The 15,514-nt window shown below is 68.5% G+C and carries 15 protein-coding genes; all 15 read left to right on the top strand.

All coding sequences use genetic code 11. From position 1 onward, the window contains the following. A partial coding sequence (gene secD, locus RJ05_RS15315; protein WP_036537899.1) for a protein translocase subunit SecD occupies window positions 1-947 on the top strand: 947 nt, incomplete at its 5' end. Further along, window positions 944-2,131, top strand: a complete 1,188-nt coding sequence (gene secF / locus RJ05_RS15310; RefSeq protein ID WP_036537898.1) for a protein translocase subunit SecF — start codon at window positions 944-946, stop codon at window positions 2,129-2,131. The genes secD and secF, both read left to right, overlap by 4 nt. 17 nt (window positions 2,132-2,148) lie before the next feature. Continuing rightward, entirely contained in the window at window positions 2,149-3,873 is a 1,725-nt protein-coding gene (locus RJ05_RS15305) for an ABC transporter substrate-binding protein (protein WP_036537897.1), read from the top strand. Between the two features lie 37 nt (window positions 3,874-3,910). After that, the gene (locus tag RJ05_RS15300) at window positions 3,911-4,483 is read left to right on the top strand and encodes an adenine phosphoribosyltransferase (RefSeq protein ID WP_228783745.1); all 573 of its coding nucleotides are present in this window, start codon (window positions 3,911-3,913) and stop codon (window positions 4,481-4,483) included. 287 nt (window positions 4,484-4,770) lie between these two features. After that, window positions 4,771-7,188, top strand: a complete 2,418-nt coding sequence (locus tag RJ05_RS15295) for a RelA/SpoT family protein (RefSeq protein WP_036537896.1) — start codon at window positions 4,771-4,773, stop codon at window positions 7,186-7,188. Window positions 7,189-7,481: 293 nt separating this feature from the next. Beyond that, window positions 7,482-9,170, top strand: coding sequence for a cutinase family protein (locus RJ05_RS15290; protein ID WP_051016595.1), 1,689 nt, complete (start codon window positions 7,482-7,484; stop codon window positions 9,168-9,170). Between the two features lie 57 nt (window positions 9,171-9,227). Further along, the gene (locus RJ05_RS15285; protein WP_036537895.1) at window positions 9,228-10,139 is read left to right on the top strand and encodes a DUF8176 domain-containing protein; all 912 of its coding nucleotides are present in this window, start codon (window positions 9,228-9,230) and stop codon (window positions 10,137-10,139) included. Between the two features lie 15 nt (window positions 10,140-10,154). Next, the gene (locus tag RJ05_RS15280; RefSeq protein WP_036537894.1) at window positions 10,155-11,030 is read left to right on the top strand and encodes a MinD/ParA family ATP-binding protein; all 876 of its coding nucleotides are present in this window, start codon (window positions 10,155-10,157) and stop codon (window positions 11,028-11,030) included. After that, on the top strand, window positions 11,027-11,668 hold the full coding sequence (locus tag RJ05_RS15275) for a hypothetical protein (protein ID WP_036537893.1): 642 nt from the start codon (window positions 11,027-11,029) through the stop codon (window positions 11,666-11,668). Before RJ05_RS15280 ends, RJ05_RS15275 begins: the two co-directional genes overlap by 4 nt. Beyond that, window positions 11,665-12,090, top strand: a complete 426-nt coding sequence (locus tag RJ05_RS15270; protein WP_036537891.1) for a hypothetical protein — start codon at window positions 11,665-11,667, stop codon at window positions 12,088-12,090. The genes RJ05_RS15275 and RJ05_RS15270 overlap by 4 nt, the downstream gene beginning before the upstream one ends. A 61-nt stretch (window positions 12,091-12,151) precedes the next feature. Further along, on the top strand, window positions 12,152-12,448 hold the full coding sequence (locus RJ05_RS15265) for a hypothetical protein (RefSeq protein ID WP_014351788.1): 297 nt from the start codon (window positions 12,152-12,154) through the stop codon (window positions 12,446-12,448). Window positions 12,449-12,456: 8 nt separating this feature from the next. Then, window positions 12,457-12,726 carry a hypothetical protein gene (locus RJ05_RS15260; RefSeq protein ID WP_036537890.1) on the top strand — a complete coding sequence of 90 codons (270 nt, stop codon included), beginning with the start codon at window positions 12,457-12,459 and terminating at the stop codon, window positions 12,724-12,726. 32 nt (window positions 12,727-12,758) lie between these two features. After that, on the top strand, window positions 12,759-13,412 hold the full coding sequence (locus RJ05_RS15255) for a DUF8175 domain-containg protein (RefSeq protein ID WP_249040438.1): 654 nt from the start codon (window positions 12,759-12,761) through the stop codon (window positions 13,410-13,412). Further along, window positions 13,409-14,227, top strand: coding sequence for a DUF8175 domain-containg protein (locus RJ05_RS15250; protein WP_036537889.1), 819 nt, complete (start codon window positions 13,409-13,411; stop codon window positions 14,225-14,227). The genes RJ05_RS15255 and RJ05_RS15250 overlap by 4 nt, the downstream gene beginning before the upstream one ends. A gap of 107 nt (window positions 14,228-14,334) precedes the next feature. Next, a partial coding sequence (locus RJ05_RS15245; protein WP_036537888.1) for a hypothetical protein occupies window positions 14,335-15,514 on the top strand: 1,180 nt, incomplete at its 3' end.

Raw genomic sequence — 15,514 nt, 5'->3', positions numbered from 1 at the left:
ACCTGCTCGGCCCCAGCCGCATCGACGGCCAGGAGATCAAGGACGCGACCTCCGGCCTCAACCAGCAGCAGGCACGCCACGAGGTGACCCTGGAGTTCAAGTCCAGCGGTTCCGACGCATGGGCCGACCTCACCGGCGAGTACGTCTACAAGCGGGTGGCGTTCGTGCTCGACTCGCAGGTGGTCAGCGCGCCGGTGGTGCAGCAGGGCCCGCAGCAGGGTGGTAGCACCCAGATCTCGGGCAACTTCACCGCCTCCAGCGCCAAGGAACTGGCCAACACCCTGAAGTACGGTTCGCTGCCGCTGTCGTTCCAGACCTCCGAGGCCGAGACCGTCTCCGCGACCCTCGGCCTGTCCTCGCTGCGCGCGGGTCTGATCGCTGGTGCCATCGGCATGGTCGTGGTGTTGCTGTACTGCCTGCTCTACTACCGCATGCTCGGCTTCCTGGCCGGATTGTCGCTGGTCGCGGCCGGTGTGGCGGTGTACGGCTTGATCGTGCTGCTCGGTCGCTGGATCGGGTTCACCCTCGACCTGGCCGGTATCGCCGGTCTGATCATCGGTATCGGCATGACCGCCGACTCGTTCGTGGTGTTCTTCGAACGCATCAAGGACGAGATGCGGGAGGGCCGCAGCTTCCGGTCCGCGGTGCCACGTGGCTGGGCTCGCGCCCAGCGCACCAACCTCTCGGGTAAGACGGTCAGCCTCATTGCCGCCGTCGTGCTCTACATCCTGGCCGCCGGGCAGGTCAAGGGCTTCGCCTTCACCCTCGGCCTCACCACCGTGCTCGACGTCATCGTGCTCTACCTGGTCACCGCGCCGCTGATGATGCTGGCGTCGCGCTCGCCGTTCTGGGCCAAGCCGTCGGTGAACGGCCTGGGTGTGATCCAGCAGATTGCCAGGGAACGCGGCGCCGGTGGACCGGCGCTGGTGAAGGAGACCGCACGATGAGCACCTCGAGCCCGACCCTGGAGCCCGACGCCCCCAACCGGGCGCCCGCCCCGAGCCACAGCTTCTTCGAACGTCTCTACACCGGCACCGGTGGTTTCGAGATCGTCGGCCGCAGGCGGTTGTTCTACACACTGAGCGCGATCTTCCTGCTGCTGTCGATCCTGAGCATCGCGGTACGCGGGTTCACCCTCGGCATCGACTTCGCCGGCGGTTCGCGTATCCAGTTGCCCGCCAGCGACACCGCGACCACCCAGCAGGTCGAAGACGTCTACACCGAGACCATCGGCCATGAGCCGGTGACGGTGCAGAAGGTCGGTTCCGGCGCATCGGCCACCATCCAGGTGCGCTCGGAGACTCTCGACCTCGAGCAGACCGCGGCCCTGCAGACCGCGCTGTTCGATGAATTCCAGCCCAAGAACGCCGACGGCGAGGTGACGCGCAACGCGATCAGCATCGCCGAGATCAGCGAGACCTGGGGCAGCCAGATCACCCGGCAGGCGGTGATCGCGCTGCTGGTCTTCGTCGTGCTGACGATGATCTACATCGCGATCCGCTTCGAACGCGATATGTCCATCGCCGCGATCGCATCGCTGTTCTTCAACCTCATCGTCACCGCGGGCATCTATTCGCTGGTCGGTTTCGAGGTGACCCCGGCCGCGGTGATCGGTCTGCTGACCATCCTCGGCTTCGTGCTCTACGACAACGTCGTGGTGTTCGACAAGGTCGAGGAGAACACCCGCGGGGTGCTGCACCTGACCAGACGCACCTACGCCGAACAGGCCAACCTGGCCGCCAACCAGACCCTGATGCGGTCGATCAACACCACCGTCATCGGCATCCTGCCGATCATCGGCATGCTGGTCATCGCGGTGTGGTTGCTCGGTGTGGGCACACTGAAGGATCTGGCGCTGGTGCAGCTGGTCGGCATGATCGTCGGTGCGTACTCGTCGATCTTCTTCGCCGTCCCGGTGCTGGTGTCGATCAAGGAACGCTTCGGACCTGTGGCCGCGCACACCAAGAAGGTGCTGGCCAAGCGCTCCGGCGCGGGCGCCAAGGCCGGGGCGGGCGCACGCCGCGCGGCACCGGCCGGTCGCGACACCCCAGAGACTCCGCGGCGCACCCGCGATACCGGGCCGCGGCCCGGAGCCCGGCCGAGCGGAAAACGACACCGGAAGAACCACTGACGACAGGGGGTCGGGTCATGCGAGAGCCGCGAGGATTCCGGCGCCGGCCACATCGTCTGCTCGCGGCCGCGTCCGCCGCGGCGGTGGCGGCCGGGCTGGTGGCCGGATGTTCGAGTGAGAGCCAGGTCCCGTCCATCGGATTCGCCGTCGACGCGGCTGTCGCCAGCTACAACGGCGGCAGCACGCTCGGCGCGAGTACCGGCGCCACCGCGGTGTTCGGCCGGGTACTGACCGGCTTCTTCTACACCGGTCCCGACGGCCAGCAGGTCGCCGACACCGATGTCGGCACCGCCAAAGAGGTGCCGGGGGAGTCGCAGACCATTCAGTACCGGCTCAACCCCGACGGCGTGTACTCCGACGGGGTGCCCACCTCCTGCGATGATCTGGTGCTGGCCTGGGCAGCCCGCAGCGGGCGATTCACCCGGCCCGGCGACGGCGGCCCGGTGCCGCTGTTCGACGCCGCGACCACCGCCGGATACGAGGACATCGAGCGGATCGAATGCCTGCCCGGGTCCAAGGACGCGACCGTGGTGTTCCGGCCCGACCGCCGCTACCTGCCGTGGCGCAATCTGTTCGCCGCCGGTGAGCTGATGCCGGCGCATATCGCCGCGCAGGCGGCGAACGTGCCCAATGTGGTGTCGGCCATGCAATCCGGCGATCCCGGCGCCATGCAACGACTGGCCGATTTCTGGAACACCGGCTGGACGCTGGCCCCCGGCGAGCTGGACGTGAGCCGGTTCCCGTCGTCGGGGCCCTACCGGATCGAATCCTTCACCGAGGACGAGGGTCTGGTGTTGGTGGCCAACGAACGCTGGTGGGGCAACAAGCCCGAGACCGGTCGCGTGGTGGTGTGGCCGAAGTCCACGGATCTGGCGGCCAAGGTGGCCGAGGGTGCGGTGAGCGTCGTCGATATCGGGGCCGGGTCGGTGACCGGGCTCGATCTGGGCGGTTTCGAGGTACAACAGGTGCCGGGTCGTGGGGCCGAGCAGCTGGTGCTGTCGACCGGCGGGGCACTCTCCTCGGTCGAGGCCCGGCGGGCCTTCGCGCTGTGCGTACCGCGCCGTGCCCTGTTCGATGAGATCGGTAAGGTCCCCGAGGCGCCGGAGTCCGGCCTCGGTTCCGGTCCGCTGAACACCCATATCGTCCAACAGGATTCGCTCTACTATCCGGCTGTTACCGGTGCGGCCGAGCCTTTCCTCGCAGCCGACATCGAGGGTGCGAAAGGGGCTCTCGCGGGCACCCAGGCGCTGACCATCCGCGTCGGCTATCAGACCCCCGACGACCGCCGCGGCCGCACCGTGGCCAAGATCGCCGAATCCTGCAAACCCGCAGGTATTACCGTCGTGGACGCCGGCGCCCCCGATTTCCGTCCGGCGCAGCTGGCCGCGGGCGCGGTGGACGCGGTGCTCGGCAGCACCGCGAGCGTCCCCGGTCCGGCGGGCTCGCTGGACGGGGTGGCGGCGACCAGCGCGTTGCGGACCGGTAGCGGACTGAATTTCGGGCGATTCGGCAACGGCCGTTACGATGCGATCACCGATCAGCTTGCGGCCGACGACAACTCGACCACACGGCTGAATCTGCTCACCGAGGCCGAGAGCCTGCTGTGGGCGCAGCTGCCGAGCATCCCGTTGTTCGCCACGCCGCGCACCATCGCCTTCGGCAGCGGTTTGCAGAATGGCATCGCGGCCCCCACCCAGGCGGGTACCGGTTGGAACATGGACCGGTGGGTACTGAAGCGGTGACCGGTGTTGTGGGTGATGTGACTATGGAGAGGTGTCGATGAGCAAGCACGCGGCGATCGAATCCGACGACGCAGTCGCCGAGCGGACCAGCAAGGCCGCGCAGATCGTCGGGCAACTGACCCGCTGGTGCGATGACTTCCCCGAGCCCGGCGTCCGCTTCGCCGACCTCACCCCGGTCTTCGCCGACCCCGAAGGCTTCCGCACCGTCATCGACTGCCTGGCCGCCAGCGCCCCCGACGCCGACCTGGTCGCGGCCGTCGACGCCCGCGGCTTCCTGCTCGGCGCCGGCGTCGCCGCCACCCTCGGCACCGGCGTCATCGCCGTCCGCAAGGCAGGCAAACTGCCGCCCCCGGTCGTCACCCGCGAATACGACCTCGAATACGGCAAAGCGGCCCTGGAAATCCCCGCCGACGGCGTCGCCCTGACCGGCCGCCGCGTCCTGCTCCTCGACGACGTCCTCGCCACCGGCGGCACCCTCGCCGCGGCCGCCGACCTGTTCACCCAGGCCGGCGCGGAGATCGTCGCGGCCGCGGTAGTGCTGGAGCTGGAAGCGCTGGGCGGGCGCAAGCGGCAGGGTGACTACCCGCTGTCGGCCATCGTCACGGTCTGATCGTCGCCATCGCAGCGAATCGACGGCATCCGTGGACCGGACGCTGTGCCACAGCGCCCGGTCCACGATGAGACCCCGCCATACCTTGTTCAGTCGATCCGCCGTCATGCTCGGACGCCGGGAAGACCGGTCCGCCGTTTGAGCGTTGTACTTCGGTACGGCGGTGCCAGAAAAACAGCTTGGCAACCTGTTGCCGGACGGCCCGGCATGGCGAAGGCTAGAGTTGATGGTCTGGGAGGTTGCGGTGGTCGGATGAGGTTCCGGCTGCGGCGTGGAGAGGTGGTGGCATGACTCAGCATCTGGGCGAGGCGAATGTCGAGCAATCGGCTGCCTCGCGGCCCGGCGGTGCGCCGGCCACCTCGTCCGATGGTGCAGCGGCTCAGCCGGCGCGACCCGCGACCCCAGGCCCCAATCCCGGTGTGGTGCGCCAGCCCGGTGCGGCGGCGGTGCCGACCTCGGCGTCGCGGCGGGTTCGGGCGCGGTTGGCCCGGCGGATGACCGGTCAGCGCGGTATCGCGGCGGTCAAACCGGTGCTGGAGCCCTTGGCCACGGTGCATCGCGAGCTCTATCCGAAGGCGAATCTCACGCTGTTGCAGCGGGCCTTCGACGTCGCCGACGAACGCCACGCCAAGCAGTTCCGTAAATCCGGCGATCCCTACATCACGCATCCGCTGGCCGTCGCCAACATCCTGGCCGAACTGGGCATGGACACCACCACGCTGGTCGCCGCCCTGCTGCACGACACCGTGGAGGACACCGGCTACTCGCTCGAGCAGCTCACCGCGGATTTCGGTGCCGAGGTCGCGCACCTGGTCGATGGCGTCACCAAGCTGGACAAGGTCAATCTGGGCGCGGCGGCCGAGGCCGAGACCATCCGGAAGATGATCATCGCGATGGCACGGGATCCGCGCGTGCTGGTGATCAAGGTGGCCGACCGGCTGCACAATATGCGCACCATGCGGTTCCTGCCGCCGGAGAAGCAGGCCAAGAAGGCCAAGGAGACCCTGGAGGTCATCGCCCCGCTGGCGCACCGGCTCGGCATGGCTACCGTGAAATGGGAGCTCGAGGACCTCGCGTTCGCGATCCTGCATCCCAAGAAGTACGACGAGATCGTGCGCCTGGTCGCCGACCGCGCGCCCTCGCGCGACACCTATCTGGCCAAGGTGCGCGCCGAGATCGTCAATACGCTGGCCGCCAGCCGGATCAACGCCATCGTCGAGGGCAGGCCCAAGCATTACTGGTCGATCTATCAGAAGATGATCGTCAAGGGTAAGGACTTCGACGACATCCACGACCTGGTCGGCATCCGCATCCTGTGCGACGAGGTGCGCGACTGCTACGCCGCCGTCGGCGTGGTGCACTCGCTGTGGCAGCCGATGGCCGGCCGGTTCAAGGACTACATCGCCCAGCCACGATACGGCGTCTACCAGTCGCTGCACACCACCGTCGTCGGCCCTGACGGCAAGCCGCTGGAAGTGCAGATCCGCACCCAGGACATGCACCGCACCGCCGAGTTCGGCATCGCCGCGCACTGGCGGTACAAGGAGACCCGCGGCAAGCATTCCAGCGATACCGCCGAGGTCGACGACATGGCGTGGATGCGCCAGCTGCTCGACTGGCAGCGTGAGGCCGCCGACCCGGCGGAGTTCCTGGAGTCGCTGCGCTTCGACCTGAAGGCGCCGGAGATCTTCGTGTTCACCCCCAAGGGTGATGTGATCACGCTGCCGCAGAAGTCCACCCCGGTGGACTTCGCCTACGCGGTGCACACCGAGGTGGGGCACCGCTGCATCGGCGCCCGCGTCAACGGCAGGCTCGTGGCGCTGGAACGGCAGCTGGAGAACGGCGAGGTCGTCGAGGTGTTCACCTCGAAGGCGCAGAATGCCGGCCCCAGCCGCGACTGGCAGAGCTTCGTGGTCTCCCCGCGCGCCAAGGCCAAGATCCGCCAATGGTTCGCCAAGGAACGCCGCGAAGAGGCGCTCGAAAGCGGCAAGGAGCAGATCAACAAGGAAGTCCGCCGGGTCGGGCTGCCCCTGCAGCGGCTGCTCAACGTCGACGCGATGAACGCCGTCGCCAAGGAGCTGCACTACACCGACATCTCCGCGCTCTACACCGCGGTCGGTGAACATCAGGTCTCCGCGCATCACGTCGTCCAGCGGCTGATGGCCCAGCTCGGCGGCATCGGCGATGTGGAGAACGAACTCGCCGAGCGTTCCACGCCGTCGACCACCCCGTCCCGCCAGCGCATCTCCGGTGACGCCGGCGTGCTGATTCCCGGCGCCGAGGGCACGGTGGCCAAGCTGGCCAAATGCTGTACGCCGGTGCCGGGCGACGAGATCATGGGCTTCGTGACCCGCGGCGGCGCGGTGAGCGTGCACCGGGTCGACTGCACCAACGCCGGTTCGTTGCAGGCACAGTCCGAACGCATCATCGAGGTGGAGTGGGCGCCGTCGCCGTCGTCGGTGTTCCTGGTGGCCATCCAGATCGAGGCGCTCGACCGTACCCGGTTGCTCTCCGATGTCACCAAGGTGCTCGCCGACGAGAAGGTCAACATCCTGTCCGCCTCGGTCGCCACCCACGGCGACCGCGTGGCGATCAGCAAGTTCACCTTCGAGATGGGCGATCCCAAGCACCTGGGCCACATCCTCAACGTCGTGCGCAACGTCGAAGGCGTGTACGACGTCTATCGGGTGACCTCCGCGGCCTGAATCAGCTCCCCACACAGCGGTCGGTGACGGGGGATCGGCAGGCCCACGTGGGGTCGCGCCGTCCCGTGATAGGGCTCGGCGCGGCGTGTGCGCATGTCATGGGGGCTTGGCAAGCGCGTCGACGAGTTCGGAAACTTTGGCACTGTTTCGCATCGCCGCGCCGTGGCGTCACCGAGGTCGACGGTGCGCCATGTAAACTTTCCTCCGCTTCAGCGGTGATAGCCGGAATCTGTTACGGTCTATTGCGTTTCACGGCGCTCAGGTAACTTCTGCAATACGGATTGCGGGTCGCTATGGCTGGATGCACGACACGATTTTCGGGGCTGCTGGTCGCGGTCACCGTCGCTGTGTCGACCGCTACCGCCGCTACGGTCGCGGGCGGTACGGCGGCGGCGCAGGCACCGAATGTCGCGGGCCCGTCGACGAATTTGCCGATAGATAGCTGTCCAGCCCTGTACGCCTTGGGAATTCAGGGCACCGGCCAGTCGTCCCCGGATGCCGCACCCACCACCGACACCGGAATGCTGTCGACGGTGTTCATGCCGATGATGGCCGAAGCCCCAGATGAGGGGCTCGTCGAGCGCGCCTATGTGCCTTACGAATCCGGATTCGGCGGTGCCACCGGCGGTGCGGTCGTGCCGTATTCGGAGTCGGTTGCCGGGGGGTTGTCCAGGCTGCGCAGCATGGCGTCCTCGGTCGCCGAACGCTGCCCGAACACCCGCTTCGGCATCGTCGGCTACTCCCAGGGCGCGCACGTCGCCTCGATCTTCGCCCAGGAGGTCGGGCAGGGGACCGGCGTGCTCCCGCCCGAAAAGGTCGCCGCGGTAGCTCTGTTCGCCGATCCCACCCGCAATCCCGGCGCCCCGCTGTTTCCCGGTGCTCCCGGTAAGGCCACGCCCGACGCCGCGCCGGGGACCGACGGCGAGGAGCTCGCGCGGATCGTGGCGCTGCCGCAGGCGCCTGCCAGCGGTGGCGGCATCGGTCCCGAGCGCGACAAGGCCGAGAATTTCGGCGCGCTCACCGGCCGTGTGGCCAGTTTCTGCGCGGCAGGCGATCTCGCCTGTGATGCCCCCGAGGGTGCGCCCATCTTGAAGGCGGTGGCGAATATCGCCGGGCAGGCCAAGCTCAGCGGCGGCGATCCGATCGCCTCGCTGGTCTCGGTCGCCCAGGCCCTCGCCTACACCTCGATCAAAACCGCCACGAAGGTGGTCAACGAGGACATCCAGGGCAATTCGCTGGCGAGTCTGTCGATCTCGCCGAAGAAATCGATCTCCCAGCGCCTGGCCGACGCCGCCGACCCGCGTACTCCGCTCGACATCCCGGCCGCCCTGCGCGCCCTGCTCAAGGTGGGCATGATCGGGCTGAACGCGGTGGTCACCGTGGTGCGTACGGTGCTGAACCCGGCCGCCCTCGCCGACTTGGCCACCGCGGGATTGAGCAACCCGCCCGCCGCGCTGCTCGCGCTCGGCACCAAACTGGTGGGCGCCATTCCGCAGCTCATCCCACCCACCACCGGCGTGCGCCTGGTGAATCAGGCCTTCGACGCCGTGGTGCAGAACATCACCGACAACAAAGAACTGCTCAATACCACCACATGGGTGCGTTATTGGGATACCGTCCAGCGTCACGGTGCCTACGGCACGGCGACGGTGTCGGCCGACGGCGACGCCCCGACGAAGTTCGTGGCCGACTGGTTCGCCGCCGCCGCCAGGGATCTGGCCGGCACCTTCGGTTCCGATACAGCGCCCCAGCCGGGCTCGGAGACCGCGCAGGACGCCCCGCGGGCGCCCGCGCCGGGATTCGCCGAGCCCGGCCCCGGCGCGTCGACTTCACTTGACCAATCGGGTACGGGACAATTCCCCTTTGGGACAGGAGTCGACGGCGCCTCCTTTGGCGGCGCGACTGCGGACCGAACCATCGAACCGATCGCGACGACCGAACGACCCGACACATCCACCACCTACCCGTTCTCCACGAACTGATCGCCGAGAGGGTTCGACGATGCGACACCACGCGCCCCGATCTGCGGGAATGGGGGAATGTTGAAGTCGTACAAACATCTCGATCGTTGGTACGACGCCCTCGAGCCGGATACCGGGTCGAGCGCCCCGGCGCGCCCCGCCGAGGAGAGCGCGCCGGTCGCGGACGAGGACGACGGCCCGGCGAGGTACCCCGACTACATCCACGATGAGGAACCCGTCGCGCCCCCCGAGCCGCCCGTGCGGCGCAGCGAATTCACCGGCGGCTGGTCGGACTGGGTGGCCGACCGCGCCCCCGGCCCCGACGACGATTACACCCCGCGCAACGGTGACGTGGTCCGGTTCCCGTGGCCCGACGACGATCCGGAGGAGATCGCCGAACCGGTCCGCCTCGGTGCCGCGCGTGATCTGCGCAGTGCGGGCAAGCGCCCCGGTGGCGGCAGGGCGCGGGCGCTGGTCGTCCTGATCGCGACCGTGCTGCTGCTGGCCGCCGCCGCAGCCGGGGTGCTGTATCTGCTCGGCGGCTCCGGCGAGCGCCGCGCCGCCGACGACACCGCGGTCCAGTTCGCCGCGGGCAGCTCCGATTCCGCCGCCGGACCGGCGCAGCGGTGCCCGACCGAACGCACCGACGAGGTCGTGCGCAGCGCGGAGGCCGGCGGCACCGAATCCGGCCCCGACGCGATCCTGCGCTTCCAATACGCCTACTACGTGGACCGATCCGCCGTGCTGGCGCGCGAAGTCGTCGCCCCGGACGCGCCGGTCTCGCCTGCCTCGGTCATCCAGCGCGGCATCGACAGCATCGCCGAGGGCACCACGCACTGCGTACGCATCGTGACCCTCGAGCAGGGCCGCTACTCGGTCGAAGTCACCGAATACCGGCCCGATGGCCAACCGGCCACCTACAGCAAGCAGATGGTCACCACCGCGGTGATCGGCGGCCGCACCCTCATCACGGGTATCACGGCCGGATAGAGGGAGAGCAGAGCGATGGGAGACGACTGGAGCCGATGGCTCGACGATGCGCCGGATGCCGACGCACCGTCGGACCGCTCCGGGCGCAGAAAGGCTCCGGTGGTGCGGTTGCGCGGTGAGCGCGGATCCACCCGCGGCGGACGCGCGGGGCATCGGCCGGTCCTGGTGGTGGGCGGCTGCGGCGGTGCCGGGACCACCACGACGGCCTTGGGGCTGGCGGGTGAGCTCGCGTTGTCGGGGGCGCAGACCGTCGCGGTGGACGCGACCGCCGCCGGCAGTGATCTCGGGCTGCGTGGCGCCGACGAACACCTGCATCCGATCAGCCTGCAGTCGTGGTTGTACGGGCGCGGGGACGACGAACCGGCGCCGCTGAAGGAATGCCTGTCGCGCTCCACCTCCGGGTTCGGATTGCTGTGGCGCGACGCCGCACCGCTGCGCAGGCGTGCGAGTTATCTCACGGTCGCCCGCGCCATTGACGACGCCGGCTACACCGCCGTCTACGACGGTGGCCATCCGATTGCCGGACGTCAGCTGCGGCCGTTGCTCGATGACGCGGATGTCGCTCTGGTACTTGCCATTCCGGCGCGCACCGACGCCGCCAATCGGCTGCGCGTCACGCTGGAATGGCTCGACGACGAGTTCGGCGACGCCGTCGACGGGCCGGGTAGCGGTATCGTCGGCGACACCACCATCGTCATCTCGCATCAGCAGCCCGGCGTCGATTCCCGAGTTGCCGACCATTTGCGTGAACATCTGTCGGGCTGGGTCCGCGACATCGTGGAAATCCCTTACGACACGCATCTGGCGCGCGGTGAACTCGTGCGGCACATCTCGCTCGACGATCAGACCCGTCGAGCGTATGGGCGTCTTCTCGCCGGGGTGGCATCATGACCGCCGCCATGAATCTTCGCCGCCGCAAACCCGAACCCGCACCGGCCGGGGTGATCGCCCCGCCGGAGTCGCGGCGCGCCCCCATCTGGGACCGCCCGGTGCCCGGTGCCGGGCGTGCGCCGCTGGTCTGGTTGCTCGGCGTGCACGGTGGCGCGGGAGCCAGTAGCCTCGCGCACGTGCTTGCGCCCGCGGCGGATTCGGGCCGCCGCTGGCCCGGCGTCTTCGACCGCGAATCGCCGTTCGTCGTGCTGGTGTGCCGGGAGACCATCGCCGGCCTGACCCGCGCCCATGATCTGCTGCGTCAGCATCATGCCGGTTTCGCCGGTCCGTCGGAGGTGCTCGGGCTGATCACCGTCGCGGCGCGCCCCGGCCGCATGCCCGCCGAGATCCGCCGTTACCGCGAGGTCGTCGGCTCGTTGGCCGGGCGGATGTGGCAGGTGCCGTGGTACGAGGAATGGACCCTCGTCGAACCGGAGAAGCTGCCGGTTTGGGCGCCGGGGGTGGAGCCGCCGCTGAAGAAACGCCGGATCGACCCGCTCGACGAAGTTCCGCTGGAGGTGCGTGATCTCGGAGCCGAGATCGTCGCGGCCGCCCGCGCGAGCATCGCCGACGAGGCGAACGAGGAGGGGATGCGATGAGTACGGTCTTGTCGTTGCACGAGGGGGCGCAGGCGATCCTGGCGCAGATCGGCAACCCGACGCCGGAAGCGCCGCCCGCGCCGGATGCCGGCTTGCAGGCGAGCCGCTGGGGGTTCTGGGCGCTGCTGATCGGGCTTCCGCTGGCCGCGATCGGGGTGGTGGTCTTCGTCCTGGTCCGAGGGTCGAACTCCGATCGGCGCCGTGCGCCCGCGCCGCCCGCTCCACCGGGGTGGGCGGCGCCGGGACAGCCGCCCGGCTGGAATGCGGCCGGCCCGCATCCGGTTCCGCCGCCCGGTCCGCACGCCGGACCATCGGGTTGGCACGCGCAGCAGCCGGCACCCGGTGCGTGGGGGCCGAACGGCGCTCCGCCCGCCGCACCGGGATGGGACCGGCCACCCGTGACCAACCCACCGGGGCACTGATGAGCGAATCGCGTGCGATGCCGTCGATATCCACCCCTCCACCCAACGAGAAAGGCACCCGATGAGCACGATCCTCCTCGCCGTGCAGGACACATACGGCACCGTTCTCGCCCAGGTGGGCAATCCGACACCCGAGGCGCCTCCCGGGTCGGAGAAGATCCTGCAGCTGGTGCGCTACCTGACCTGGTTCGTGCTGCTGTCGGGTATCTGCGGCATCACCTATGCCGGCGGTAAATTCGCCTGGGAGAAGTGGACCGGCGGTGGTCTGGAATCGCCGAAGATGGTGGCGGGCGCCATGATCGGCGGTGTCGTCGCCACCAGCGCGGGCACCATCATGAACGCCGTCATCGGGACGTGAGGTCGACGATGTCCAGTGTGCGGGCCATGGAATTGCTGGCCTACAAGCAGATGCCGGCCGAGGTCGTGGAGCCGATCATGCAGTTGCTCAACTGGCTGCTGTGGTTCGTGCTCATCGGTTGCCTGGCTTGGATGATCGTCTCGGCGGGCAAGCTGTGGATCGCGTTCCGCGGCGACCTGGCGATGAACGACTCCTCGCACGGCGTCCTCATGAGTCTGCTCGGCGCGGGGGTGGCCAGCACGGCCTCCGGTATCGCGCTGGCCTTTCTGCCTGCATGAGCCGACGGCATCGATCAGAGACTCACCAGCCGATGAACTCCACAGTGTGTGCGTCCGTCTGCCGGCAGGCGAGGTGGCGTGGTGCCCGCGGCCCCGCCGCGGGCGCGTTCGCCGCGACGATGCTGCTGGCCGCGGTCGGCTGCGCGGGCGGCGGTAACGAGGGCCCCGATCTGTCCACGCCACCGTCGAACGTGCGCTGGGAACCTTTCCAGGGTGTGGCCCTGCCGCACACCGATGAGGGGCCCGCGCGCGAATCCGACGGCGCGGCAACCGGCTTCGATCATTCGCCACCCGGCGCCGCGGTCGCCGCCATCACCCACACGGTGCGGCTGTCGGTGGCCACCGACAGCCAGTGGCCGAAAGTCGTCGCCGCGGAGGTGCTGCCCGGTCCCGGCAAGGATGAATGGGTCGTGAACCGGCTGCTGCTGTCCATCACCGGACCCGCGTCGCGGGAGTACGCCCCGCGTCTGCTCGGCTACAAGATCACCGGGTACACCGATGAACGCTCCACCGTGGACGTCTATACCGAGTATTCGGACAGTTCGATGGCGGTGAACCACACCGTCGTCGAATGGTTCGGCGAAGACTGGAGGTTACGGCTGCCCGACCCGGACTCGACCGAACCCGCGGTCGACGACATCGACGAATTACCCAGCGATATCGTGATATTGGAGGCACCACAGTGAGCGAGAAGAAGGAGCCGTACGCGCGCGACCGCGTCTCCTTCGGCCTCGTCGCCTCGGCCGCGGTGCTGACGCTCATCGTGATCGTCGGGGTCTTCGTCTATGTCGGCGGCGATGACGAGCCCGCGGGCCGGGGCAGCGTCTCGGTGGTCGACGGACCGGGAGCGGAGGGTTTCGCCGAACCGGAGGTCGACATCTTCGGCCGCCGTGTCGACATCCCGAACAACCCTGCGGGACAGCCACTTCCGCAGAATCCGGAATCGCAGGCCAAGCCCTCGGACCCGGACTGGCTGACCGCGGCGCCTGCCGGAACCAGGCAACCGCGCGGTTGGCAGCGGGTGTACGGCGCGTCGGTGCCGTTTTCCACCTCCGACGGTCCGACCCGCATCGAAGACGGTCTCGCGGTCGGCTACGCGCACACCCCGCAGGGTGCGGCGCTGGCCGCGGCGCAGATCACCTACCGGCTCAACGCCCGCCCGGCACACCGTGACCTCTATGTGCGTCAGGTGCGGGTCTCGGCGCAGCAGATCGCGGCCTACGACCGCGCGCTGGAGGCCGACCGGCTGCCCGAACAACAGCCGGAAAGCGTGACTCGGTATTTCGTCGCCTCCGACGCGTTCAAGGTCGACGATTACGCCGAGGATATGGCCATCGTGCGGCTGGCCACCCGCGCACAGGTGGTGGACGGCAAGCAGTTGTGGGTGGCGATGCGGATGATCATGGTGTGGGACGCGGGCGATTGGCGGTTGAAGCCGACCACCTCGGAGAACCCGCCGGCGGAGTACATCGAAACGCTCGAGGGGTGGACGGCATGGTGACGGCACTGCGCAGTACCGAGACGGCCACACGCACAGGGAAAGCTCACGAGGGTGACAGGCGAACAGCTGGACCGGACCGATTCCCCGCACGAGACCGAGGGGTTCACATGGTGAGGCGTATTGTCACGATCTTCGCGGTCGTCTTCACGGTGATGATCGCGACGCCGACGGTGGCCTACGGCCAGACCTACGGCTTCGACGAGGCATGCAACGAGATCCACGAAACCCTCGACAACGTCGGCATTCCCGGCGTCTCGCTCGGTGACGCGGCCTCGGCGGTGTGTAAGGCGGGCAATGCCGCCTCCCATCCCGGCCAGGCCGCGACCGCGGTGAAGGACAAGGCGTGGGATTCGACGTTCGGCAAGGTCGTCGATTCGCTGATGAAGGGTCTCGGCGAGGCGATCATTCTGGCGCTGACCTTCTGGATGAAGGTGCCCAACGAGGCCGTGAGTGATTCCGGAGCGTTGTTCACCAAGATCAACGACTACACCTATCAGGTGCAGATCCTGCTGCTCATCGCCTCGGTGATGATCTCGGGCCTGAGATTGGCCGAAGCCAGACGCGGGGCCGTGATGAACGAAGCGGCCGAATCGTTCCGGATGTTCGCACGAGTGGTGTTCAGCTCCTGGATGCTCGGCGCGGTGATCGTCGCCGGCACGGTGGCCTCGGACCGCTTCGCCGAGTGGATCATCACCGATTCCACCAATGGCAATGCCAAGAACCTGGCCGAGCTGATGGTGAAAACCAGTAAGCTACAAGCCTTCTCACCTGGCCTGGTGCTGATCATCGCGATCGTCGGCCTGCTCGGCGCGCTGGCCCAGATCGTGCTCGCCATCGTCCGGCAGGGTCTGCTGGTGATCGCGGCGGGTGTGCTGCCGTTGGCGGCCGCGGCCTCGGGGATGAACACCGGCAAGCAGTCCTATCAGAAGCTGGTGGGCTGGATCATCGCGTTCATGCTGTGGAAACCGGTGGCCGCGATCGTCTACATGATCGCGTTCACCACCGCGGGCCATGTCGACGAGCTGACCTCCACCTCCGGCCTGCCGGACGCCGAACAGGCCCAGCGCATGCTGGTGTCGATCGTGCTGCTGTGCAGCGTGGCGTTCGTGCTACCCGCGCTGATGCGCCTGGTCACCCCGGCCGTGGCGATCGTCGGCAGCGGTGGTTCCGGTCTGACCGCAACCGGCGGCACGCTGCTGGCGGCGGCAGGTATCGGTGCCCTCGCCGGGACCAAGGCCGTCGGTGTGAAGGGTGCCGCGGCGCCCGGGTCGGCCGGATACTTCGGTG

Source organism: Nocardia cyriacigeorgica NBRC 100375, assembly GCF_000308555.1.
GTDB lineage: Bacteria > Actinomycetota > Actinomycetes > Mycobacteriales > Mycobacteriaceae > Nocardia > Nocardia cyriacigeorgica.
Note: the sequence above shows the minus strand (reverse complement) of the source record. Positions and strands in the feature narration are given on the sequence as shown.